The sequence below is a fragment of the Amycolatopsis sp. NPDC005003 genome, assembly GCF_053600695.1.
The window spans coordinates 45672-69040 of record NZ_JBSGAI010000035.1; the positions used below are offsets into that span (position 1 = coordinate 45672).

A 23369-nucleotide genomic window follows, 5' to 3' on the forward strand; every position below is an offset into this window, starting at 1 on the left:
GTTGCGCCCATGCCCACCGATGCCTTCGAAGCCGGCCCTCAGGAGCTGGTCATGACGTTGCTGGGCAGCTACGTGCACCCGCGCGAAACCCGCCGGGTGTGGTCGGGCGGCCTGGTCGCGGTGCTCGCCGAGCTGGGCTTCTCCGACGGCGCCGCGCGGATCGCGCTCACCCGCCTGGTGCGTCGCGGCCTGCTGCAGCGCCACCGCGAAGGCCGGACCGTGCACTACTCGCTGACCAGGCGCACGGTCGCCCTGCTCGCCGACGGCGACCGGCGGATCTTCTCCCTGGGCCGCCGCGAGCGGGCCGCCGGCGAGTGGACCGTGCTGTGGCAGAGCATCCCGGAGAGCCGCCGCCAGGCCCGGGAACGCCTGGTCCGGCGGCTGCGGTTCCTCGGGTTCGGGCCCTACTCCGACGGCACCTGGATCGCCCCGCACGACCGCGAGGCCGAGGTCGTCGCCCTGCTCGGCGAGCTCGACGTCACCGAGCACGCCGGCCTGCTGCTCGGCCGGCCGTCGGCCGCCCTCGACGTCCGCCGGTTCGCCGGCCGGGCCTGGGACCTCGACGACCTGGCCGCGCGGTACGCCGCGTTCGTCGGTCAGTTCGGCGGGTACGCGGGCCGGGAGCCGCCGGACGCCGAGGCGTTCGAGGTGCGCACCCGGCTGGTGCACACCTTCCGGATGTTCCCGTCGCTCGACCCGGAACTGCCCGCCGACCTGGTGCCCGCTCCGGACCGCCGGGCGGCGGCGGTCGAGCTGTTCCACGATCTGTACACCGCGCTCGCGCAGCCTGCCCAGCGCCATTTCGACGAGGTGACCAAGGGATGACCCAACCCAGCCAAGCGACCCAGGAAGCCCTGAGCTACACCTCGTACCTCGGGCTCGACGAAGTGCTGAACGCGCAGCGCCTGCGCTCCGACGAGCACGACGAGCTGCTGTTCATCGTGATCCACCAGGTGTACGAGCTGTGGTTCAAGCAGATCCTGCACGAAATCGATTTCCTCCAGCGGAACCTCGAAAAGGGCAACACCGCGCACGCCATCCGCACGCTGCGCCGGATCCTGACCATCCTCAAGGTCGCGGTCGCGCAGATCGACGTGCTGGAAACGATGACGCCCAGCCAGTTCACCAGTTTCCGCGCCCGTTTGGACGCTTCGAGCGGCTTCCAGTCGGCCCAGTTCCGCGAGCTGGAGGCGGTGCTCGGGCGGCGTGACGAGCGCGTGTTCGCGCACTACCCCGAGGGTGGCGAGCAGCGGAAACGCATTGCCGAAGCGATGGCGCGACCGTCCTTGTTCGACTCTTTTCTCGCGTACCTCAAGGTTTCTGGCTACGCGGTCGAGTGTGACCGAGACGTCACTCGACCGGTGGAGCCGTCCCCGGCCCTGCAGGCGATATTGCTGGACGTGTACAGCGACGACGGGGGACCCTCGGTCGTCGCGGAGTGTCTGGTCGATCTCGACGAAGGGATGCAGGAGTGGCGCTACCGGCACGTGAAGATGGTCGAACGCACCATCGGCGACAAGACCGGGACGGGAGGATCATCCGGCGCGACTTACCTGCGTACCACGCTTTTCCAGCCGATGTTCCCGGATCTCTGGGCCGTACGGAGCCGACTGTGACCACTTTGGACGACCTGCGCGCGGACGCCAACAGCCTCGCCGCGCACTACACCCGGTTCGCGGTGGCCGACCGCCTCCTGCTCTCCGGGCACTCGCACCAGGCCTGGCCGGACGTCGCCGAAGAGGGGCTCTTGGAGTCCTTCGCCGACGCCGCCCGTGACGTCGACGGCAAGTGGGACCGCGCCTTCGCCAAGGCGGACGAGCTGCGCGCGGGCTTCCGCCTGCTGCTCGGCGACCCGCACGGCGAATACGCGCTGGGCGCGAGCACGCACGACCTGGTGCTGCGCTTCCTGTCGGCGATGGAGCTGCCGCGCCGGCCGCGCCTGGTCACCACCGACGGCGAGTTCCACACCCTCCGCCGTCAGCTCGCCCGCCTCGAAGAGGAAGGCGTCGAGGTCGTGCGGGTGCCGCTCGACCCGGTGACGACCCTCGCCGAGCGCGTCGCCGGCGAGGTCGACGGCAACACCGCCGCCGTGCTCGTGTCCGCGGTGCTGTTCGAGACGTCTCGGTTGGTACCGGGGCTGGCGCACTTGGCCGACGTCTGCCGCGGCCGCTCGATCGAGCTCGTCGTCGACGCCTACCACGCGCTCGGCGTCGTCCCGTTCGCGCTGCACGACCTCGGGCTCACCAACGCCTGGGTGCTCGGCGGCGGCTACAAGTACCTGCAGCTGGGCGAGGGCAACTGCTTCCTGCGGCTGCCCGCGCACGCCCAGGAGCTGCGGCCGGTGATCACCGGCTGGTACGCCGAGTTCGGCGCGCTGGCCGACGAGCGCCACCCGGGCGCGGTGCCCTACGCCACCGGCGGCGACCGGTTCGCCGGCGCCACCTACGACCCGGCAAGCCACTACCGCGGCGTCCGGGTCCAGCGGTTCTTCGCCGAGCAGGGCCTCACCCCGGAGTTCCTCCGCGAGGTGTCGCAGCACCAGGTGGGGCTGCTCGCGTCGGTGTTCGATTCGCTGGGGCTGCCCGAGGACGTCGTCACCCGCGACCGCGAGACGCCGCTCGGGATGCTCGGCGGGTTCCTGTCGCTGCGCTGCGCCGACGCCGCGGGGCTGCAGGTGGCGCTGGCCGCGGAGGGCGTCCGCACCGACAGCCGGGGGCCGTACCTGCGCTTCGGGCCGGCGCCGTACCTCTCGGACACCCAGCTGGAGACCGCGATGCGCACGCTGGGCAAGGTGATCAACGGCTGATTACCGGTCCGTATCGCGAGACCTCCACTGGTCTCGCGATCACCGGGGATCTAGGTTGATCCCGGGCACCCGAGCGGACGACCTCCGCGCCGGGCGCCCGCCAACCCGTGAGGCGCGTCCCGGCCACGAACCGGGCGCGGATGACAAAGGAGTCACCACCCGTGACCGAAGGAGTGTTCGCCCGGGGCACCGGGCACGAACAGGTCGTGTACTGCCACGACCAGGCCAGTGGCCTCAAGGCCATCATCGGCATCTACTCCACCGCGCTCGGCCCCGCCTTGGGCGGGACGCGCTTCCACCCCTACGCCACCGAATCCGACGCGCTCGACGACGTGCTCGCGCTGTCCAAGGGCATGGCGTACAAGAACGCGCTGGCCGGGCTCGACCTCGGCGGCGGCAAGGCCGTCATCATCGGCGACCCGAAGACGCTCAAGTCCGAAGCGCTGCTGCGCGCGTACGGGCGCTTCGTGCAGTCACTGGGCGGCCGCTACATCACGGCGTGCGACGTGGGCACGTACGTGCAGGACATGGACGTCGTGGCCCGCGAATGCCGGTACGTCACCGGCCGCTCGCCCGAAGACGGCGGCGCCGGCGACTCGTCGGTGCTCACCGCGTTCGGCGTCTACCAGGGCATGCGGGCCTCGGCCGAGCACGTGTGGGGCAGCCCGGACCTGGCCGGCAAGCGCGTCGGCGTGGCCGGCGTCGGCAAGGTCGGCCACATCCTGGTCGGCCACCTCGTGGCGGCCGGCGCGCAGGTCACGATCGCCGACGTGTACGCGCCGGCGATCGCCCGCACGCTCGAGGCGCACCCGTCCGTGCAGGTTGTGTCCGATGTGGACACCCTGCTGCGCACCGAGCTGGACGTGTTCGCGCCGTGCGCGCTGGGCGGCGTCCTCAACGACGAGACGGTGCCGGTGCTCGGTGCCCGGATCGTCTGCGGCGCGGCGAACAACCAGCTCGCGCACGCCGGCATCGACAAGCAGCTCGCCGACCGCGGCGTCCTGTACGCCCCGGACTACCTGGTGAACGCGGGCGGCGTGATCCAGGTCGACGACGAACGCCACGGCTTCGACTTCGAGCGCGCCAAGCGCAAGACGACGGCCATCTACGACACGACGAAGGCGGTGTTCGCGCTGGCCGACACCGACGGCGTGCCCCCGGCGACGGCGGCCGACCGCCTCGCCGAGCGCCGGATGGCGGAGGTCGGCCGGCTGCGGTCCATCATGACCGGGTGAGTCCTTCCGCGTTCTTCGAAGCGGCGGGCGTGCGGGGTTTCCTGCACGCCCGCCGGCTCGGTTCCGTCGATGCACTGGGCTGGGGTGCGGATTCGCCGGTGGTGCTGGCGTCCGTGGTGAAGGTGCCGCTGGCGTTCGAGTTCGCGCGCCAGGTGGCGGCCGGCCTGCTCGACCCCACCGACCGGGTGCGGGCGTCCGCGGCGGACCGCTTGGGCGGCACCGGTTCGGCGGGCTTCGCCGACGACGTCTCCTACAGCCTGCGGGACGCGGCGCTGCTGGCGCTTTCGGTGTCCGACAACACCGCGGCGGACCTGCTGTTCGACCGGGTCGGCGTGGACAACGTCCGGTCGTTGCTGGCGGAGCTGGGCCTGACGCGCACTTCGGTGGTCGGCGCGCCGCGGGACGTGCTGCGCACGATCATCGAGGACACCGCGGCCGGCCGCCCGCCGCGGGCGCTGGATCCACTGAGGACGTCCGCGACCACGCCCCGGGAGATGACGGCGTTGCTGGCGGCGATCTGGGCGGACGACGCCGGCGCCCCGGTCCGCGAGTGGATGTCCGCCCAGGTCAGCTGGCACCGGCTGGCGGCGGGGTTCCCGCCGGAGGTGGCGGTGGCGGGCAAGACGGGCACGCTCCCGGGGATCCGCAACGAAATCGGTGTCGCGACCTACCCGGACGGCGCGGCGTACGCGGTGGCGGTGTTCACGGTCGGCGGCGCGGAGACGCTGCGGCGCCCGGACATCGACCGCGCGATCGGAAGCGCGGCGCGGGCGGCGGTCGATCAGCTGCGCTCGTAGAACACGTCCCACGGCCGCGGCTCCTGCGGCGGTGGCACCAGGCGGGAGACTCCGTCGTCCCCGAGGACCGTGGCCGCGATCCGCGCGAGGGTCGCGGCCTGCGGGTGCGGGCTGGCCGCGGGCCAGGCGAAGGCCATCCGGGTCCGCAGCACTTCGCCGTCCAGCGGCCGCCACACCAACCGCGGTTCCTTGCGGGCCGCGGGTTCGAACGCCACGCCGTGCCCGGCCAGCACCAGGCCGAGGACGAACTCCGGGTTGCGGGCGTGCCGGATCGCGGCCGGGCGGAAGCCGTGGTCCCAGCAGGTGCGCAGCAGCGCGTCGTAACTCCCCGGCGCGGCGGCGCGCGGGGCGTGCACCAGCCCTTCCCCGGCCAGGTCGGCGAGGGCGAGCTTCGAGCGCCGCGCGAGGGGTGCGTCGCGGGGGAGCACCACGCCCAGCGGGGTGTCGACGACCGGGCCGAGCTCGAGCCCGACCACGTCCACGGGCAGTTGCAGGAGGCCGGCGTCGAGTTCGCGGCCGGCGAGCAGCCGGGACTGTTCGGCGGTGGTGAGTTCCTGCAGGTCCAGCCGCACGGCCGGGCACTCGTCGGCGAACTCCGTCAGGATCGCGGCCAGCGCCCGGCCGGGCAGGTCCGGTGGCACGCCCGCGCGCAGGCCGTCCAGCTCCCCGCGACCGGCTTTGCCGACCAGCGCCGTCATCCGGTCCCACCGGGCGAGCAGATCGCGGGCTTCGGCGCGCAGCACCTCGCCGGCCTCGGTGAGCGTGACGCGGCGGCCGCGCTCGAAGAGTGTCGCGCCCAGCTCGGCTTCGAGCCGTTTGACGCGCTGGCTCAACGGCGGCTGCGCGATCCCGAGCCGCTCGGCGGCCCGCCCGAAGTGCAGTTCGTCGGCGACGACGAGGAAGTACCGCAGCGAACGAAGGTGGTCCACGCTGCGACGATAGCCGTTCGCATATGGGTTGGTGCCGTCGTCGATCTTGGACAGGCTTCGGTGGTTCATGGTCGGGTGGTCCCATGGAGACAGGAATCAGCAGGCGCGGGCTGTTCGGCGCGGGCGCGGCGGCCGCGGCGATCCTCGCGGGCGCGCCGGGCGTGGCACGGGCGGCTTCGGCTTCCGGGATGACGTTGCGCTGGTGGGGCAACAATGGCTGGGAAATCCGCATCGGGTCGAAGACGGTCCTGATCGACCCGTGGCCGACCCGCTTCAAGACGGGCACGTACACCCCGGCGGGCGCGGACCCCCGCACCCCGCTCTCGGTGAACCGGTCGCTGATCGACGGGTACCTCGACCGCGGTTTCCTCCGCGCGGACCACATCCTGGTGACCCACGGCCACTACGACCACCTGACGGACGTCCCGTACCTGGCCGAACGCACCGGAGCCACGATCATCGGCACCGAGACGCATTTGAGTCTCATGGCGGCCTTGGGTGCCCCGGAGGACCAGCTGTCGATCGCGACGGGCGGTGAGGACCTGACGTTCGACGGGTACTCGATCCGGGTGCTGCGATCCCTGCACTCGGCCACGGGAAGCCGGGCCCAGGTGGCGTTCCCGGGAACGAGGCCCCTGTCCCGCCGCGACCGCCCGCGGGTGATCGCGGACCTCCTGGAGGGCGGCACGCTGGCTTATCTCGTGTCCGGCGGCGGGGCGAGCGTGCTGGACTTCGGCGGATCGAACTACGTCGAGTCCGAGCTCCCCGGCCTGCGTCCGGACGTGGTGCTGCTGCCGCCGGGAGGGGCGAAGGTCCGCGAGTACGTCCCCCGGCTGCTGCGCACGGTGGGCAACCCGAGATACGTGGCGGCAACGCACTGGGACGACTTCGACCTGCCACTCGGCCAGGTGAAGGACGCCGGCGGCCTGGAAACACTGCGCAAGGCGGTGGCGGCGGCGAGCCCGGACAGCGAGTTCGTGGTCCTCGACCACCTGGGCGAGTTCACCCCGTAGTGGTTGTCCACAATCTCGCCGTGATGTGCACAGCAAAGCCGCCCGAAGCTCGTTCGGGCGGCTTTGTCGGTGGGGGCCGATAGACTGGACTTGGGGACGCCCCCCAGGGAGGGCGGGGGAGTTTCCCGGGGTCCTGCCTGCCGGTCAGCCGCTCTTGCGTCGGAAGGTTCGCTTGTTCGCCGCCGGGCCGTGGGCGTGCTGGTTCTTTCCGCCGCCGTTCTCGTGGGATGCTCCCGAGCGGGCGTGGGCCTGCTTGCGCTCCAGTGCCTCGCGGAACTTGCGCTTGACGTCGTCCTCCTCGCCGCTGGGCGACGGGGTCGGTTCACTCATGCTTACCTCCGAAAACGACGACGTGTGACCGTTCCAGCCTGGCAGCCGCGCACCCGATTGGCGAGTCGATTTCAGCGTTTCGGGGACGGCACGCCGCCGAACTGCACCGACTTGCGGGTCAGCGGGCGGCCGCAGTGGTCGCACAGCAGCATCGGGCGCAGGCGCTCGCCGCACTCGACGTGGTGGAGGGTGATGTCCGGCTCCTGGCCCGTCACCTCGAACCCGCGGGACCACTCCGCGATGAACGCCAGCGCCGGGAAGAACGCCAGGCCCTTCGCCGTCAGGCGGTAGTCGCGCGCGTCCGTGCGCGTGGCGGCCGCTCCCGTCCGCAGCACGCCCACCTCGACCAGCTTGCTCAGCCGGGCCGAGAGCACGCTCGGCCCGATGCCCAGCTCGCGCTCGAACTCCGAAAAGTGCCGGCAGCCGAGCAGCGCCGAGACCAGCAGGCCGGTCGACCACCGGTCGCCGAGCAGCTCCATCGTGTCCGGGAAGAACATCATCGGGTCGCCGGCCAGCGAATCCGCGTCCTTGCGGCGGAAGCGCTTGGACGCCGTCGCCGCCGCGACGCCGGTGCTGTCCAGCCGCGAGGCCCGCACGTCCCGGGCGTCGACCCGGCGGCCGCAGGCCGCGCACCCCAGCGGCGCTGATGTAGCCAGCTCACAGTCGAGGTGGATCAGCGTCGGCAGTACCTCGCGGCGGCCTTCGACCCACTCGCGCTCCCACGCCCAGATCGAGATCAGCAGCGGCCACAGCTCCAGGCCGCGCTCGGTGAGCCGGTACTCGTGCCGCGTGCGGCGCGCGTCCCGGTACGGCACGCGGACGAGCATGCCCGCGTCCACCATGTCCCGCAGCCGTCCGGACAGCGCCGTCGGCGAAATGCCCAGGCGCAGGCGCAGCTCTTCGTACCGGCGGAAGCGCAGGAACAGGCTCTGCAGGATGAGCAGCGTCCACTGGTCACCGACGAGCTCGAGCGCCCGGCGGAGCGGATCTCCCGCCGGCCGGATGCGCTGTGCAGTCGCCTCCACCAAAACCTTCCCCCTCGTTACATGGCGGCTTCAGGGTAGCACCTGACTACACCAAAAGAAGCCTATTGACAGCTGGGTACACAAATCATAGTCTCGTTTCCAGCAGCCCGCCGACCGAGGCCCACAGCCAGGGAGCAGCCCGATGACCAGCACCTCCGAACAGCCGCTGATGGTGGCCCGGACGGCGGACACCGGCGAGGACAACCCCTACCTGCTGGGCGTCTACGCCCCGGTCGGCACCGAGATCGACGCCGAAGACCTGCAGGTCATCGGCAAGATCCCGAAAGACCTCAACGGCGTCTACCTGCGCAACGGCCCGAACCCGCGGTTCGCCCCGGAAGGCCGCTACCACTGGTTCGACGGCGACGGCATGATCCACGCCGTCCACCTGGAGAACGGCAAGGCCCGCTACCGCAACCGCTGGATCCGCACGAAGGCCTTCGAGGCCGAGTCCGCGGCGGGCAAGGCGCTCTGGACCGGCGTCATGGAGAACCCGAAGGACAACCCCTTCGGCAACACCCACGGCCTGGGCCTGAAGGACAACGCCAACACCGACGTCATCTTCCACCGCGGCCGGATCCTCGCCACCTGGTACCTCTGCGGCTCGCCGTACGCGGTCGACCCGCTCTCGCTGGAGACCCTCGGCGCCGAGGACTTCCTCGGCACGCTGGCCGGCGACATGATGGCCCACCCCAAGGTCGACGAGACCACCGGCGAGCTGTTCTGGTTCGACTACGGACCTCGCCCGCCGTACCTGCGCTACGGCGTGATCAGCGCGGACGGCACGGTCGTGCGCACCACCGACATCGAGCTGCCCGGCCCGCGCCTGCCGCACGACATGGCCATCACCGAGCACTACGCGGTGCTGATGGACCTGCCGCTGGTCCAGGACCTCGCGGCGGCGAAGCGGGGGCGCCACAAGCTGCACTTCGACCGCTCGCTGCCGAGCCGCTTCGGCGTCATGCCACGCTACGGAGAAGGTAGCCAGATCCGGTGGTTCGAAGCGAGCCCGTGCTACATCTACCACGTCGTCAACGCCTGGGAGCAGGGCGACGAGGTCATCCTCGACGTCTGCCGCGTGCAGCGCCCGCAGCCGCGCGCCGACGCGCACACGCCGCTCGCGAAAATGCTGTCCTACCTGCGGCTGGACGCCCAGCTGCACCGCTACCGCTTCGACCTGCGGACCGGCGCGTGTCACGAGGCGCCGCTCGACGACGACAACACCGAGTTCCCGACCGTCGACGCCCGCGGCGTCGGCCGGAAGAACCGGTACTCCTACGCGGTGCACATCTCGCCCGAGTCGACGCTGAAGTTCGACGGGCTGGTGCGCCACGACAATCTTGCCGGCACGAAGACCGAATACCGGTTCGGTCCCGGCCGGTGGGGCAGTGAGGCTCCGTTCGCACCCCGCGAAGGAGCAGCCGCCGACTCGGCGGACGGTTATCTGGTGACGTTCGTGCAGGACGAGCGTGAGGGGCGCTCCGAACTGGACGTCTTCGACGCCGCCGATCTCGCTGCCGGACCCGTGGCCAGGGTCCTGCTTCCCCAGCGTGTCCCGCTCGGTTTTCACGCGACCTGGGTCCGGGCGGACCAGCTGGAAAACCTCCGTTCATGAGATGCCATCGAGAGGGTCGCGCCCGGGACTTCCGGGCGCGGGGATGGTGGAGTGCGGAGACGATCGACCAGCTCGTGAAGGAGCGGGTCAGTGCCGACCCGGAGGGTCTCGCGCTGGTCGATCCACCGAACACCACCGCACTGGTCGGACGCGACCCGGTGCGGTGGACCTGGAACCGGCTCGACGAACGCGTCGACGTCCTGGCCGCGTTCCTGCTCGCCAGAGGGGTGCGGGCAGGTGACGTCGTGGCCGTGCAGCTGCCGAACTGCTCGGTCCTGGTGCAGGCGTTCCTCGCGATCGTGCGGATCGGCGCGATCGTCACCCCGTTCCCGGTGTCCTACCGGGAACACGAGATCGGCCCGATGTGCCGGCGCACCGGCGCCGTCGGGGTGGTGACCGCATCCAGATACGGCGAGCACGAGCTCGCCGGGGCGGCCCTTGGGCTAGTTGGCGCTTCGGCGCCGTCGGTCCGGTTCGTCGTCGCCTCGGGGGACGACGAACCGGCCGGCGCCCTGGCCTGGCCCGAAGCCCCGCTGTCCGAAGCGGAGAAGTCCGCTTTGGCCGCACACCTGACCGAAGCCGACGTGAACGACTGCGTCACCATCTGCTGGACGTCCGGCACCGAAGCCGAACCGAAGGCCGTGCCCCGCTGCCACGGCGACTGGCTGGCGACGGCCGCCGGTTGCGCCCAGGCCGCCGGGATGACCCGCGAAGACGTCCTGCTCTCGCCGTTCCCGATGACGAACATGGCCGGCATCGGCGGCATGTTCCTGCCGTGGCTGCTGACCGGCGCGGTGTTCGTCCCGCACCACCCGTTCGACCTGCCGGTGTTCCTCGGGCAGCTCGCCGCCGAACGCGTGACGTACACGCTCGCGCCGCCGGCGTTGCTGACCATGTTGCTGCACAACGAAAAGATCCTGTCCGGAGTGGACATCTCCGCGCTGCGCAAGATCGGGTCCGGCTCGGCCCCGCTCTCGCCGTGGCTCGTGCGCACCTGGGCCGAGCGGTACGGCATCGACATCATCAACTTCTTCGGCTCGAACGAGGGCACCGCGCTGCTGTCCGGCCCGGTGGACATCCCGGACCCGGACCAGCGCGCGACCTACTTCCCCAACTACGCCTCCGCCGTCACCTGGTCGACGCCGGTGGCCGAGTGGACGTCGGTGCGGCTGCACGACCCGGTCACCGGCGAGCGCGTGACCGAGCCCGGGCGTCCGGGCGAGCTCCACATCGCCGGGCCGACGGTGTTCGCCGGGTACCTCAAGCAGGTGGGCGAGCCGCTGGACACGTCGTCGTTCGACGACGACGGTCACTTCCGCACCGGCGACGTCTTCGAGGTCGACGGCGAGCGCGGGGAGTTTCTGAAGTACGTCGACCGGATGAAGGACCTGGTCATCCGCGGCGGCATGAACATCTCGCCCGCCGAGGTCGAGGGCCTGCTGGCCGGGCACCCGGACGTCGCCGACGTCGGCGTGATCGGCGTGCCCGACGAGGTCATGGGGGAGCGGGTGTGCGCGGTCGTCGTGCCGGGCTCGCGGAAGCCGACCCTGGACGAGCTGGTCGCGTACCTGCGCGAGAAGAAGGTGGCCGCGTTCAAGCTGCCGGAGCGGATCGAGTACGCCGACGCCTTGCCCCGCAACCCGGTGGGGAAGATCCTGAAGCGGCAGCTGCGGGAAAGCTTGGGGTGAGGCCATGACGGTGTTCGTGCTGGGCGGGGCGCAGACCGACTTCGCGCGCAATTTCACCAAGGAAGGCCGAGGGCTCCTCGAGCTGTTCGCCGAGGTCGTGCCCGCCGCGCTGGCCGACGCCGGTGTTTCGGCCGAAGACGTCGGAGTCGCGCACGTCGGGAACCTCGCCGCCGAGCTGTTCACCGGGCAGGCCCAGCTCGGCGGGCTGCTGGTGGCGGCCGTCCCGGAGCTGGACGGCGTGCCGTCGACGCGGCACGAAGCCGCGTGCGCGTCCGGCAGCACCGCCGTCCTCGCCGCCTGCGCGGACCTCGAGGCGGGCCGCTACGACGTGGCGCTGGTCGTCGGCGTCGAGCTGATGCGCAACGTCGACGGGCAGCGCGCGGCCGAGCACCTCGGGTCCGCCGCCTGGGCCGGACACGAGGCCGTCGCCGCGAAGTTCCCGTGGCCCGCGCTGTTCGCCGACATCGCTTCCGCCTACGACGAGCGGTACGGCCTCGACCCGGACCACCTCGGGCAGTTCGCTTCGCACGCTTTCGACCGGGCAACGTCGAACCCGCTGGCCCAGGCCCGCGACTGGCGGTTCCCGGCCGGCTCGTTCGGCCCCGACGACGAGCTCAACCCGGTGATCGAGGGACGCCTGCGCAAGCAGGACTGCGGCCGGATCACCGACGGCGCCGCGGCCGTCCTGCTGGCCTCGCCCGCGTTCGCCGAACGGCTCGGCGGCGGCTTCCCCCGCATCGCGGGCTTCGGGCACCGCACCGCGCACATCGGCCTCGCGCCGAAGATCGCGTCCGGCGGCGAGTACCTGTTCCCGCACCTGCGCGGCGCCGTCGCCGACGCCTACCGGCGAGCGGGCGTCCCCGGCTTCGACGCGCTCGACGTCGTCGAGCTGCACGACTGCTTCACCATCACCGGCCTGGTCGCGCTGGAGCACCTCGGCGCGGCACCACCCGGCGACGGAGGCCGGTTCATCGCCGAAGGCGGCCTCGACGCGGCCGGGATCAACCCGGGCGGCGGCCTGATCGGCCTCGGCCACCCGGTCGGCGCCACCGGCGTCCGCATGCTGCGCGACGCGGCGCGCCAGGTCTCGGGCACGGCGGGCGAGACCCAGGTCGGGGGCGCGCGGACGGCGTTGACGCTGAACATCGGCGGGTCGTTCACCACGGTGGTCACGATGGTGGTCACCGCATGAGGCTTTCGGTGTCGCTGGGGCTATGGCAGGACCGGCCGCCGGAGGAGGCACTGGAGACGGCCCGCGCGGCCGAGGCCGCGGGCTATCCGGAGCTGTGGATCGGCGAGATGGCGACGTGGGACGCCTTCGCGCTCGGCACCGCGATCGGGGCGGCCACCTCACGGATTTCCCTGACTTTCGGGCCACTGGCCGTGACCGTGCGGGACCCGGCGACGATCGCCATGGGCGTCGCGTCGGTGGCGGCGCTGACCGGCCGGTCGACCGGGGTCGCGTTGGGGACGTCCAGCGACGTCGTGGTGCGCGGCTGGCACGGGCGTTCGCGCGATCGGGCGGCCACGGCCTTGGCGGAGTCCGCCGCAGCGGTCCGTCAGCTGCTGGCCGGCGCCAAGTCCACTGTGGACGGATCGGTTGTCGGCTCGCAGGGGTACCGGCTGCGGCTGGCCGCCCCGAAGTCGCCCTTGACGATCGCCGCGTTCGGGCCGCGGGCGCTCGACGCCGCCGCGCGTCATGCCGACCGGATGGTGGTCAACCTGGTCAGCCCGGCGGCCGCGGCGACGCTGGTCCGCGGGCTGCACGCGGCCGCCGAGCAGGCCGGGACGACCCCGCCGCCGGTGGCCGCCTGGGTGGTCGCCGCGGCCGACCCGGGCCCGGCCGAGCTGGAGCAGCTTCGCCGGGGTGTCGTCGGCTACCTCGCGGCGCCCGGCTATGCGGACATGTTCCGCGCGGCGGGCTTCGGCGACCTGATCGACTTCGCGCGCACCCGGCCGCATCCGCGTGAGCTGCTGGCCGCGGTGCCCGCCGAAGCCATCGCCGTGGTCGGGTTGCTGGGGTCCGGCGCCGAGATCGCGGCGAAGGCCGGCGAGTACGCGGCGGCCGGGATCGACGAGCTGGCGATCGTGCCCGCGACCAGCGACGACGACCCCGGTGGCGCGAAAACTCTCGCCGCGTGTCGATCCGCCGTCGTCCCGTTCGACGCGTAGGCATGACGGAACCTCAGGAGACCCGAAACCTCGACCACACCGGGTCCGCGGCGGCGCTGCCGTGGAGCAGGGCGCGCGACCTCCTCGCCACCCAGACCCCCAAGGAAGACCTGACCTTCTTCGTCGGCACCGTCCGCCCCGACGGACGGCCGCACGCTGCCGGCGTCGGCGCCATCTGGGTGGACGACGCCCTGTACTTCGTGAGCGGGCCGGGTACGCGCCGGGCCCGCAACCTGGCGGCGAGCCCGGCGTGCAGCGTGTCGGTGCGGCTGCGCGGCCTCGACCTCACCATGGAAGGCGAGGCCCACCGGATCGCCGATCCGGCGACGCTGGAGCGGGTGGCGGCCGTCTACCGCGAGGGCGGCTGGCCCGCGACCGTGGAGGACGGCGGGTTCAACGCCCCGTTCATGGCGGCGAGCGCCGGCCCGGCGCCGTGGCACCTGTACCGGCTCACGCTGCACCGGGCCGTCGGCGTCGCCACCGCCGAGCCCCACGGCGCCACCCGCTGGGACTTCAGCCGCTGATCGCCGAGGCGACCAGCCCGCCGATGGCCACCATGCCGTCCTCGTTCGGGTGCAGCGGCGCGGCGACCGACGTCGGGATCAGGCTCTCGAACCACTTCACACCGGGCCGCTTGCAGACGTCGTGCCCGATCGAGGCCGTCCGGACGTCGACGTAGTGCGCGTCGTGCGCGGCGGCCTGCCGGGCGAGGGCGGCGTTGGTCTTGTCGATGCTGCCCTGGATGTAGTTCGCGTCGCGCGGGGTCAGCGGCGCGACCGGCCAGCAGCCGTTGCGCGGCAGGTAGGTGCCGTACCCCGCGACGAAGACGTCGGCGTTCGGTGCCTTCGCGTGGATCGCGTCCAGCAGCGCGCCCCACACGGGCTCGAACGCGGCGATCTTCTCGGCCAGCTGGTCGTGGCCGCCCGCGGTGTACCGGTCGACGCAGTCGGGGACGACTCCGGGCAGCAGGTTGATGCAGCTGGTCGCGGCGCCGACCAGGCCGACGTCGTTGCCGCCGATCGTCACGGACACCGTGCGCGTCTGCTCGCTCAGCGCGTCCAGCTGCGGCGGCACCGCCCCGGCCGACGTCTGCTGCGGGGCGGTCATGTCCGCCGTCGTCGCGCCGGAACAGGTGACGTCCTTCAGCGGCACGCCGAGCTCCTTCGCGGCGACGTGCGGGTAGTCGAGCAGGGAGCGGAGACAGCCGGGGGAGGAGAGGTCCCAGGGCAGGATCAGCGGCCCGGCCGCCGCCGAATCGCCCAGTGCCACGTACTCCCCGGCGGTGCCCGCCGCTGCCGTGCCCGCTGTCGCGCCCGTCAGCGCGGTGACCAGGATCGCGATGAACGCCGTCGTTCTCACTCGCACGCCCGTCCTCCTTGACGTTGTGCTCAACGTTGGTCTCCGTGACACCATCGGCACCGGGCGTCACCGGATTGACTGGGAATCCGGGCAGAGAACGGGGGGATCGGTTGTGACCGAGCACAAGTGCGGCGAGGACCTCACCCTCGGCGGGCAGCGCGTGCACGAGCGGCTCACCCGGGAGGAGCCCGAGCTGATCGCCCGGGTGCTCACGCGCATCCAGGCCGAGGTCGCGGACTACCGGCGGCTGCCGGTGGAGGAACTGGCCGGCGACATCGCGGGCATCACCCGGCAGGCGGTGCGGGCGTTCGTGCGCAGCCTGCGCGAGGACCGCGAGCTCAACGTGGCCGAGCTGCGGCAGGTCGGCGCGTCCGCCGTCCGCCGGGCGGAAGAGGGCTTCCCGCTGGAGGCCGTGCTGACCGCGTACCACGTCGGCGCGCGGGAGATCTTCGCCGTCGGGTCGGCCGAGTCGGGCCGCGCGGACGTCGCCGACCTGCTCGAAGTCGCCGACCGGGTGCTGGCGTTCGTCGGCACGGTCACCGGCGCGGTGACGCGCGGGTACCTGGAGGAGCTGCGGACGAAGGTCGGGCAGGAGCACACCGCGCGCCGGACGCTGCTTTCGGTGCTGGTCGACGGCGGCCCGGTCGACGTCGTCGCCCGCAGCGCCGGGATCACGCTGCCCGCCGGGTACCTGGTGCTGAGCGTCGAACTCGGGCCGCACGCGGACGAGGAGTCGCCGGGGGTGGACGCCGAGATCGCCGTCCGGCGCAAGCTCCGCCGGTTCCTGGCGGCGTTCGAACGGTTCTGCGGCGACGGCGTGCTCGCGTCCCTGGACGGTCCCGGCGGGCTCGTCCTCCTCCCGGCGGCCGGCCGCCTCCCGGACTGGGACGCGGTGCTGGACGCGGCCGGGCGCGCGGCGGGGGTCACCGTGCTGGCGGCGGCGGAAACGGCGGCGCCGCCGGAGGTCCGGGCGGCGGCCGCGCAGACCGGCGAGGTGCTGGACGTGCTGCGCTGGTTCGGCAGGCCGCCGGGCCTGTACCGCCTCGACGACGTCCTGGTCGAGTACCAGCTGACCCGCCCGGGAGCGGCCCGAGACCGCCTCGCGGCGGCGCTCGACCCGCTGGACGCACACCCCGAGCTCGTCGAGACCCTCGACACGTACCTGGCCTTGGACACGAACCGCCGCCGCACGGCGGCCCAGCTCCACGTCCACCCCAACACGGTCGACTACCGCCTCCGCCGCATCCGCGACCTCACCGGCATCGACCCCCTCCACCCGGCCGGCTTGCCCCGCATCATCGCGGCCTCCGCCGCCCGCCGCGCCGCCCGCCACTGACGCGCCGCCCCTCCAATCACGCGAGATGCCCCTCGAATCACGCGAGATACGCGTCCAATCACGCGAGATGCGCCGCTGATCACGCCAGCCGACCCTCCAGGTACGCCAGCCGACCCTCCCGGTACGCGAGTCGACTCCCTAAGCACGCGAGTCGACCTTCCGATCACGGAACCCGGAGGACCCGTCCGGCGAACTCGCGTACCCCGACGGACGACTCGCGTACCTGGAGGGACGACTCGCGTACCTGGAGGGTCGGTTCGCGTGATTGGCGGGACGACACGGCGCGGGCGAGGGCGCCGGCGACCAGGGCCGAGGCGAGGACGAGCGCAGCGAGGCCGGAGGCGGGGGTGAAGGTGAGCGCACCGAGGCGGCCGAGGATGAAGCCCGTGTGCAGGGCCCAGGCGACCACCGCGACCCCCGTCGCCGCCGCGAAAGTACTTCGGTAGGCGGAAGCCAGGACGACCGCGCCCAGGGTGACCAGCGCGTACCAGGGGTGACTCGTCGCGCCCAAGAGGTCCGCGACGATCACCGCGGCGACCGCCGCCACGCATCCGAACGGGAATCCGAAGCCCATTCGCCCAGTCCAGTCCGGCGGACGAACGAAAGCGTGGGCCAGGACACCTTCCCTACGCCACGACCCCGGGATCTTTACGCCCTGTTGACAACGCCCTCGATCGCGTCGGCGAGCGTGGGCCAGACTGCGCGCGGCAGGTTGTGCCCCATACCCGGGATCACGAGCAGCTCCGCGCCCGGGATCGCCTCCGCCGTCGCCTTGCCGCCGCTCACGTTGATCAGCGGGTCCGCGTCGCCGTGGACGACCAACGCCGGCAGCCGCACCGAACGCAGACCGGCCGTGCGGTCGCCCGAGGCCACCACCGCCGCCGCGTGGCGCAGCGTGCCCACCGGGTGGCGGGCGCGGTCGTAGTGCAGCGCCGCCTTGGCCAGCAGGAACGCCTCGTCGTCCGGGTAGCCGGGGGAGCCGAGCTGCCGGTAGCCCTCCACGCTGTCCACCAGTGCCTGCTCGCGGGTCGTGGCGGGCGGCCGGGTCAGCAACGCCAGGGCCCACGGCTCGGCCTGGCCCACCGCCGGGTCGCCGGTGGTCGACATGATCGACGTGACCGACAACAGCCGGTCCGGGTGGTCGATCGCCAGCTGCTGCACGATCATCCCGCCCATCGACGCCCCGACGACGTGGGCGGCGGCGATGCCGAGCGCGTCGAACAGCCCGACGGCGTCGTCCGCCATGTCCGAAAGCGTGTACGGCGCACTCGACAGGTCCCCGGCGGCCAGCGCGGCCAGGTCCGGCGGCGGCAGGTGGTCGAGCCACGTCGAGAGCCCGACGTCCCGGTTGTCGTAACGCACGACGAAGAAACCGCGGCCGGCGAGCAGCTCGCAGAAGCCGTCCTCCCAGGTGATCATCTGGGCACCGAGGCCCATCACGAGGACCAGCGGCGGGGCCGCCGGATCGCCGAAGGTGTCGTACTCGAGCTCGAGACCGTTGGCCTGTGCGCGTGCCATACCCCGATCCTGCCGTACCCGTGCGGAGCTGGCACCGGGCCCGGTCGGGCCGTTACCGTTACGCCCCATGCCGACCTCATCCTCGGGCACGGGACAGCGCCCCCGGTCGCGGGCCGCGGCGGGGCTGCCGGCGCTGACGGCCGACTGCATCGTCAGCGCCGCCACCGCCCTCACCGCCCAGCGCGGCCTGGACAACTGGACGCTGCGGGAGCTCGCCCGCGCGGTCGAGGCCTACCCGGCGGTGATCTACCACCACGTCGGCGACCGGGACGCGGTGGTGAACGCCGTCGTCGACCGGGTCGTCGGGCTGCTGGAGCTGCCGGACGAGCAGCTGCCGTGGCAGGAGTGGTTCACCGAGCTGCTGGCCGGCCTGCGCGCGGTGCTGCGGACGTACCCGGGCTGCGCGCGGCGGCTGGCGCTGTTCGGCCCGTCGGTCGAAGCGGCCACGCGCACGATCGACGCCGGTGTCGGGGTGCTGCTGGCCGCCGGGTTCGGCCGCGAAAGCGTGCTGGCCTACAACCTGCTGCTGATGACCGCCTGCCAGTTCGTCGCGATGGAGGACGACCGCGACGGCGCGCTCGCGCTGCGGCTCGACAACACCGAGGAGTACGCCACCTACCGCGAGCGGACCGACCTGCCGGGGATGGCCGAGCTGGGCGCGGCGATGCACGACCTGATGGGTGACCCGGAGCTCGCGTCGGGCTATTACGCGCAGCTGTACGACTACGCGGTCCGGCGATGCCTGGACGGCCTCGCCCATCGCCTGGACGAGCTTCGTAAACCGGACATCTCGGGTTGACAGCAACTTGACAGTGCGTCGGCGTACCGTGGGCGTGCGTCGGTGGTTCGCCCACTGACCCGGAGCCCCTGGCGCCCTCCTCCCCCTCGTGGCGCCGGGGGCTTCGGTCTACCCGGGATCGCCCTGCCGGGGCGCGGGCGGGCCGGTGCGCGGCGGCTTCGCCTGGATGGCCGGGAAGATCTCGCCGACCAGCGTCACCAGCGATTTCGACAGCAGCAGGTGCACCTGGTCGCGGGTCAGCGACCGCCGCACGAGCCACTCCCGGCCCGCCGCCTTCACCATCCCGCCGAACGCGCGCACCAGCGCGTTCAGCTCGGGCCCGTGGTCGCTCTCCCGGGAGAGCCCGACGGCCTCCAGCACGCGGTCGGCGGATTCGCGGTCGGCTTCTTCGAGGATGCGCTCCACCTCGAGGTCGCGGCCGATCCCCTCCGGCGCGATCGCGGCCAGCCACATCCGCTCCTGGCTGGTGACCATGTCGAGGAACCACTCGATGGCGACGTCGGCGCGCAGCTCGAGCGGCCCGTCGGGGAGGATTTCGACGGCCAGCCGCGGCACGGTCAGCGCGCGGCGGATGATTTCCAGGTACAGCTCGCGTTTCGTGCCGAAGTAGTGGTTGATCAGCCCCCGCGCGACGCCGGCCGCCGCGGCTATGTCCGAAGTGGACACTTCGGAATACGGGCGCTCACCGAAGAGCTGCGCTGCACAGGCGTAGATCTGTTCCTTCCGTTCGTCCGGTTCCAGTCTTCGCCATCTCGGCGCCGGCTCGGTGTTCATGGCCCCATCGTCGCACGGGCCGTTGTGCCGGGCAGGGTAGTCAGCACGATGTCGGATGCGCCGCCACGCCAATACCCGATCGGGGCACGGTCAGTCCGGCAGCGTGATCGGCGCGAGGTCCGCGAAGCCGTCTCCCGGGCCCGGATTCGCCGGATCGGTGACCCCGCCGAAGTGGTGCAGGACGCCCCACACCGCGTTCAGCGCCGTCTGCACCGCGCCCTCGGCCCAGCCCGCCGTCCACGAGATGTCGTCGCCGGCCAGGAACAGGCCGCGGTACCGCGGCGGCAGCTCGTCCTGCACGAAGTGCGTGAACAGCCGCTGCTGGTAGCGGTAGTGGCCGGGCAGGTTCGCCTTGAACGCGCCCATGAAGTGCGGCTCGGCCTCCCAGGACACGGTCACCGGGTCGCCGATGATGTGCCGCCGGACGTCGACACCCGGGTAGATCTCGCGCAGCGACTGCAGCATCACCTCGACGCGCTCGCCGACGGACAGCGGTAGCCACTTCAGCGAGTCGTCGGCCCACGTGTAGGACAGGCAGATCACCGCGGGCTTCGCCGGGTCGTCGCCGAGCAGGTACGTGCCGCGGGGCATCCGGTCGGTGAGCGTCATGCTCATCGCGTCCCGGCCGGTGCCTGCGTCGCGGTCCAGCCAGAACGGCCGGTCGACCGGCACGAACACCTTCGACGACGCCATGTAGTGCGTGCGCTCGATCGCCGTCCAGTGGTCGATCGGGAACAGCGCTTCGTCGCACTCGATGTTCGACAGCAGCATCCAGCTCTGCGCGGTGAACACCGCCGCCGGATACGTCCGGATGTGCCCTTCGGTGTCGGTCACGGTGATGTTGCCGGGTGCCGTGCGGTGCAGCCGCGCGACGCCCGGCCGTGGGCGTCCGCCGTGCAGCGTGCTCAGGCTGGTGCCCGCCGGCCAGAAAGCGGTGTCTTCCGGGGTGTGCTCCCACAGCCGCAGCGGCAGCTGCCGGCTGCCGCCGACGATGCTGCGGTGCTCGTCGTCGGCTCCGGTGTAGACGACCCGCAGGATCTCCAGGATCGAGTTCGGGAAATCGGTGTCCCAGCCACCGGTGCCGAAGCCGACCTGGCCGAAGATCTCGCGGTGGCGGAAGGAGGCGAACGCGGGGGAGTCGCAGAGGAAGCCGTAGAACGTCTGGTTGTCCAGTTTCGGGACCAGGTCGTTCCACAGCCGCTTGATCGTCTTCGCGTCGCGGTCGCGGATCGCCGTCTGCATTTCCGCGAAGGAGGCGTGTTCGGCCAGCGTCCGGTCCCAGGCCGCGGCGACTTCGCGGAAGACGGCGGGCAGGTCCTCGGGCGTGCGGGCGTAGTGGCTCTGCCCCTTCAAGTCGACGACCGTGCTCGGCGTCCCGGGTGCCAGCGGGTTCGGGAACGGCGTCGTCTCCAGCCCGACCTTGTCGATGTAGTGGAAGAGCGCGGTCGACGCGGGCGGGAAGCGCATCGCGCCCATCTCGGCGACGACGTCGTCCGGGCAGCCGGGGAACCGCACCGTCCGCAGCCGGCCGCCGAGCTCGGCGATCTCGTACACCACCGGCCGCAGGCCCAGCTTCATCAGCTCGTACGCGGTGACGACGCCGGAGAGGCCGCCGCCGATCACGGCGACCTCGGTGCCGTGCCGCCCGGCGGGCAGCGAGCCCAGGCCGGCGGGGTGGGCGAGGTAGTCGTCGTAGGCGAACGGGAAGTCCGGGCCGAACATCGTGATCGGGCGGCCCGCCGGTTCGTCGTGGTGGAGCGCGGTCGGGACGGCGGAGGTCATGCGGTGGTTCCTCGGTACAGTTCGGGCCGTCGGTCGGCCAGGTGGGTGTTTTCCAGGCGGGACGCGGCCAGGGCGGCCCGCGTGACGTCGGCGGCGATCACCTCGGGCCCGGCGCCGGCGCGGGCGAGCACTTCGCCGGTGGGGGCCACCACACAGGACCGCCCGCAGTACGTCAGCTCCCGTTCGGTGTCGCAGCGGTTCGCGTAGGCGACGAACAGCTGGCTTTCGTAGGCGCGCGCGGGCACGAGCGTGTCGGCGACCAGCTCGTACGGGCTCATCAGCGCGGTCGGCACCACCAGCAGCTCGGTGCCGGCGAGCGCGTGCGCGCGGACCAGCTCCGGGAACTCGACGTCGTAGCAGATCAGCAGCCCGATCCGGAGGCCGCCGAGGTCGGCTTGGACCACCGGCTCGTCGCCGGGGGTGAACCAGGCCTTGTCGAGGTCGCCGAAGAGGTGCGTCTTCCGGTAGCTGGCCAGCCGGCGGCCGGTCGCGTCGATCAGCTGGACGCTGTTGTAGACGTGCTCGCCGTCGGTTTCCGGGTAGCCGTACGCCAGTGCGGTGCCCAGCTGCCGCGCCCGCGCGGCCATCCGGGCCGCGATGGGCCCGTCGGCGGGCTCGGCGAGCTCGTGGGTGCGCGCGCCGATGTGGTAGCCGGTGGTGCTCATTTCCGCGGTGACGACGAGGTCGGCGTCGATCTCGCGCAGGTCGTCGAGCGGGCCCTGGTGGATCGCGACCCTCACGCCAGCCTCGACTTCCGGATGCCGTAGCCGAAGTAGATCAGCAGGCCGAGGACCATCCAGGCGCCGAAGACCAGCCAGGTGGCGCCGTCGAGGCTGAGCATCATGTACGCGCAGCAGAGCACGCCCAGGATCGGGGTGACCGGCGAGAGCGGGACGCGGAACGAGCGCGGGCGGTCGGGCTGGCGCTTCCGGAGCAGCAGGACCGCGACGTTGACCAGGCCGAACGCGAACAGCGTGCCGATGCTGGTGGCGTCGGCCAGCTTCCCGAGCGGGATGAAGGCGGCGAGGGCGGCGACGAAGGCCGAGACCACGAGGGTGTTGATCCGCGGGGAGCCGGTCTTCGCGTCCACCCTGGACAGCGCGGGCGGGACCAGGCCGTCGCGGGACATCGCGAACAGGATGCGCGTCTGTCCGTAAAGGACGGTCAGCACGACGCTGGAGATCGCCACGATCGCGCCGACGGCCAGCAGCCCGGCCCAGAACGGGTTGTCCGAGACGACGTCGAGCACGCGCGAGAGCGCGGCCTCCTGGCCGTCGAACTGCTGCCACGGCAGCGCGCCGACGGCGGCCACGGCGACCAGGCAGTACAGCACGGTGACGATGCCGAGCGAGAGCAGGATCGCCCGCGGCAGGTCGCGCTGCGGGTTCTTCGCCTCTTCGCCGGCCGTCGAGGCCGCGTCGAAACCGATGTAGGAGAAGAACAGCTTGGCGCCGCCGGCGCTGAGCCCGGCCAGCCCGAGCGGCAGGAACGGCGTGAAGTTCTTCGCCTGCACCGCGCTGAAGGCGATCGCGCAGAACAGCACCAGCGTGCCGATCTTGATCACGACCATCACCGCGTTGGCCCGCGCGCTCTCCTTCGCGCCGGACAGCAGCAGGAGCATCGCGAGGACGACGACGAGGATGGCGGGCACGTTCACGATCCCGCCGGAGCCCGGCGGCTGGCTGAGCGCGTCCGGGATGGCGAAGCCGAAGGCCAGCCGCAGCAGCTCGTTGAGGTACTGCCCCCAGCCGACGGCGACCGAAGCGACCGAGACGCCGTATTCGAGCACCAGGCACCAGCCGCAGATCCAGGCGACGAGCTCGCCGAGCGTGGCGTAGGTGTAGGAGTAGGACGAACCGGACAGCGGGATCATCCCGGCCAGCTCGGCGTAGGACAGCGCCGAGAACAACGCCGTGACGCCGGCGAGCACGAACGAGAGCACCACCGCCGGGCCGGCCACCGGGACGGCCTCGCCGAGCACGACGAAGATGCCGCTGCCCAGCGTCGCGCCGATGCTGAGCATGGTGAGCTGCCCGAGGCCGAGCGACCGCTTCAACGTGCCATGATCACCTTCGGCGACCAGGTCGGCGACCGGTTTCCGCCGCACCGTCGCGGCTCGCAGAGTCATGTCGACGACGGTAACGGTCGTCTTCGGAGCGCAAAACAGGGGAACATTGCGCGTACAGATGAA

Annotated in this window: 23 protein-coding genes; 13 read left to right on the plus strand and 10 right to left on the minus strand. The window is 72.0% G+C overall.

The genetic code is table 11. The annotated features are described in order from the left end of the window. The first annotated feature begins 9 nt into the window (after window positions 1-9). The 5 genes from ACWED2_RS33365 (at window position 10) to ACWED2_RS33385 (ending at window position 4838) form a co-directional block, all read left to right on the plus strand. Window positions 10-825 carry a PaaX family transcriptional regulator gene (locus ACWED2_RS33365; RefSeq protein ID WP_449694486.1) on the plus strand — a complete coding sequence of 272 codons (816 nt, stop codon included), beginning with the start codon at window positions 10-12 and terminating at the stop codon, window positions 823-825. Beyond that, window positions 822-1616, plus strand: a complete 795-nt coding sequence (locus tag ACWED2_RS33370) for a tryptophan 2,3-dioxygenase (RefSeq protein WP_449694487.1) — start codon at window positions 822-824, stop codon at window positions 1614-1616. Before ACWED2_RS33365 ends, ACWED2_RS33370 begins: the two co-directional genes overlap by 4 nt. Continuing rightward, on the plus strand, window positions 1613-2806 hold the full coding sequence (locus ACWED2_RS33375) for a kynureninase (RefSeq protein WP_449694488.1): 1194 nt from the start codon (window positions 1613-1615) through the stop codon (window positions 2804-2806). Before ACWED2_RS33370 ends, ACWED2_RS33375 begins: the two co-directional genes overlap by 4 nt. A gap of 161 nt (window positions 2807-2967) precedes the next feature. Continuing rightward, window positions 2968-4041: a Glu/Leu/Phe/Val dehydrogenase dimerization domain-containing protein gene (locus ACWED2_RS33380; RefSeq protein ID WP_449694489.1), complete on the plus strand. Its 1074-nt coding sequence runs from the start codon at window positions 2968-2970 to the stop codon at window positions 4039-4041. Further along, on the plus strand, window positions 4038-4838 hold the full coding sequence (locus tag ACWED2_RS33385) for a serine hydrolase (RefSeq protein WP_449694490.1): 801 nt from the start codon (window positions 4038-4040) through the stop codon (window positions 4836-4838). The genes ACWED2_RS33380 and ACWED2_RS33385 overlap by 4 nt, the downstream gene beginning before the upstream one ends. On the opposite strand, the gene ACWED2_RS33390 is transcribed toward ACWED2_RS33385, so the two are convergent. Beyond that, window positions 4823-5836, minus strand: a complete 1014-nt coding sequence (locus ACWED2_RS33390; protein WP_449694491.1) for a LysR substrate-binding domain-containing protein — start codon at window positions 5834-5836, stop codon at window positions 4823-4825. The genes ACWED2_RS33385 and ACWED2_RS33390 overlap by 16 nt on opposite strands. 14 nt (window positions 5837-5850) lie before the next feature. On the opposite strand from ACWED2_RS33390, the gene ACWED2_RS33395 reads away from it, so the two are divergent. Then, on the plus strand, window positions 5851-6780 hold the full coding sequence (locus ACWED2_RS33395) for an MBL fold metallo-hydrolase (protein WP_449694492.1): 930 nt from the start codon (window positions 5851-5853) through the stop codon (window positions 6778-6780). Between the two features lie 144 nt (window positions 6781-6924). Here the strand turns inward: ACWED2_RS33395 and ACWED2_RS33400 are convergent, their stop codons facing one another. Together ACWED2_RS33400 and ACWED2_RS33405 are read right to left on the minus strand one after the other, a co-directional pair. Then, the gene (locus ACWED2_RS33400; protein WP_086858770.1) at window positions 6925-7110 is read right to left on the minus strand and encodes a DUF5302 domain-containing protein; all 186 of its coding nucleotides are present in this window, start codon (window positions 7108-7110) and stop codon (window positions 6925-6927) included. A 71-nt stretch (window positions 7111-7181) separates the two neighbouring features. After that, entirely contained in the window at window positions 7182-8138 is a 957-nt protein-coding gene (locus ACWED2_RS33405; protein WP_449694493.1) for a winged helix-turn-helix transcriptional regulator, read from the minus strand. A gap of 139 nt (window positions 8139-8277) precedes the next feature. On the opposite strand from ACWED2_RS33405, the gene ACWED2_RS33410 reads away from it, so the two are divergent. Genes ACWED2_RS33410 through ACWED2_RS33430 form a run of 5 tightly spaced genes read left to right on the plus strand, consistent with a single transcriptional unit; the run spans window position 8278 to window position 14134 of the window. Continuing rightward, complete coding sequence (locus ACWED2_RS33410) at window positions 8278-9750, plus strand: carotenoid oxygenase family protein (protein ID WP_449694494.1); 1473 nt, start codon at window positions 8278-8280, stop codon at window positions 9748-9750. Further along, window positions 9747-11438: a class I adenylate-forming enzyme family protein gene (locus tag ACWED2_RS33415; protein ID WP_449694495.1), complete on the plus strand. Its 1692-nt coding sequence runs from the start codon at window positions 9747-9749 to the stop codon at window positions 11436-11438. The genes ACWED2_RS33410 and ACWED2_RS33415 overlap by 4 nt, the downstream gene beginning before the upstream one ends. Window positions 11439-11442: 4 nt before the next feature. Then, window positions 11443-12630: an acetyl-CoA acetyltransferase gene (locus tag ACWED2_RS33420; RefSeq protein ID WP_449694496.1), complete on the plus strand. Its 1188-nt coding sequence runs from the start codon at window positions 11443-11445 to the stop codon at window positions 12628-12630. After that, on the plus strand, window positions 12627-13610 hold the full coding sequence (locus tag ACWED2_RS33425; protein WP_449694497.1) for an LLM class F420-dependent oxidoreductase: 984 nt from the start codon (window positions 12627-12629) through the stop codon (window positions 13608-13610). The genes ACWED2_RS33420 and ACWED2_RS33425 overlap by 4 nt, the downstream gene beginning before the upstream one ends. A 2-nt stretch (window positions 13611-13612) precedes the next feature. Continuing rightward, window positions 13613-14134: a pyridoxamine 5'-phosphate oxidase family protein gene (locus ACWED2_RS33430; RefSeq protein ID WP_449694498.1), complete on the plus strand. Its 522-nt coding sequence runs from the start codon at window positions 13613-13615 to the stop codon at window positions 14132-14134. On the opposite strand, the gene ACWED2_RS33435 is transcribed toward ACWED2_RS33430, so the two are convergent. Beyond that, entirely contained in the window at window positions 14124-14969 is an 846-nt protein-coding gene (locus ACWED2_RS33435; protein WP_449694547.1) for an SGNH/GDSL hydrolase family protein, read from the minus strand. The two genes, ACWED2_RS33430 and ACWED2_RS33435, sit on opposite strands and share 11 nt — an antisense overlap. Before the next feature lie 112 nt (window positions 14970-15081). Between ACWED2_RS33435 and ACWED2_RS33440 the strand changes: the two genes are divergently transcribed. Then, entirely contained in the window at window positions 15082-16305 is a 1224-nt protein-coding gene (locus tag ACWED2_RS33440; protein WP_449694499.1) for a helix-turn-helix domain-containing protein, read from the plus strand. Between the two features lie 163 nt (window positions 16306-16468). On the opposite strand, the gene ACWED2_RS33445 is transcribed toward ACWED2_RS33440, so the two are convergent. Together ACWED2_RS33445 and ACWED2_RS33450 are read right to left on the minus strand one after the other, a co-directional pair. Continuing rightward, complete coding sequence (locus tag ACWED2_RS33445) at window positions 16469-16879, minus strand: hypothetical protein (RefSeq protein WP_449694500.1); 411 nt, start codon at window positions 16877-16879, stop codon at window positions 16469-16471. Window positions 16880-16953: 74 nt separating this feature from the next. After that, complete coding sequence (locus tag ACWED2_RS33450) at window positions 16954-17823, minus strand: alpha/beta fold hydrolase (RefSeq protein WP_449694501.1); 870 nt, start codon at window positions 17821-17823, stop codon at window positions 16954-16956. 67 nt (window positions 17824-17890) lie between these two features. Between ACWED2_RS33450 and ACWED2_RS33455 the strand changes: the two genes are divergently transcribed. Then, entirely contained in the window at window positions 17891-18622 is a 732-nt protein-coding gene (locus ACWED2_RS33455; protein ID WP_449694502.1) for a TetR/AcrR family transcriptional regulator, read from the plus strand. A 108-nt stretch (window positions 18623-18730) separates the two neighbouring features. On the opposite strand, the gene ACWED2_RS33460 is transcribed toward ACWED2_RS33455, so the two are convergent. The 4 genes from ACWED2_RS33460 to ACWED2_RS33475 all read right to left on the minus strand — a co-directional run bounded on the left by ACWED2_RS33460 (window position 18731) and on the right by ACWED2_RS33475 (window position 23306). Beyond that, entirely contained in the window at window positions 18731-19396 is a 666-nt protein-coding gene (locus ACWED2_RS33460; RefSeq protein ID WP_449694503.1) for a TetR/AcrR family transcriptional regulator, read from the minus strand. A 90-nt stretch (window positions 19397-19486) separates the two neighbouring features. Beyond that, window positions 19487-21178, minus strand: a complete 1692-nt coding sequence (locus ACWED2_RS33465) for a flavin monoamine oxidase family protein (RefSeq protein ID WP_449694504.1) — start codon at window positions 21176-21178, stop codon at window positions 19487-19489. Beyond that, entirely contained in the window at window positions 21175-21918 is a 744-nt protein-coding gene (locus tag ACWED2_RS33470) for a carbon-nitrogen hydrolase family protein (RefSeq protein ID WP_449694505.1), read from the minus strand. Before ACWED2_RS33470 ends, ACWED2_RS33465 begins: the two co-directional genes overlap by 4 nt. After that, window positions 21915-23306, minus strand: a complete 1392-nt coding sequence (locus ACWED2_RS33475) for an amino acid permease (protein ID WP_449694506.1) — start codon at window positions 23304-23306, stop codon at window positions 21915-21917. The genes ACWED2_RS33470 and ACWED2_RS33475 overlap by 4 nt, the downstream gene beginning before the upstream one ends. Window positions 23307-23369 lie beyond the last annotated feature (63 nt).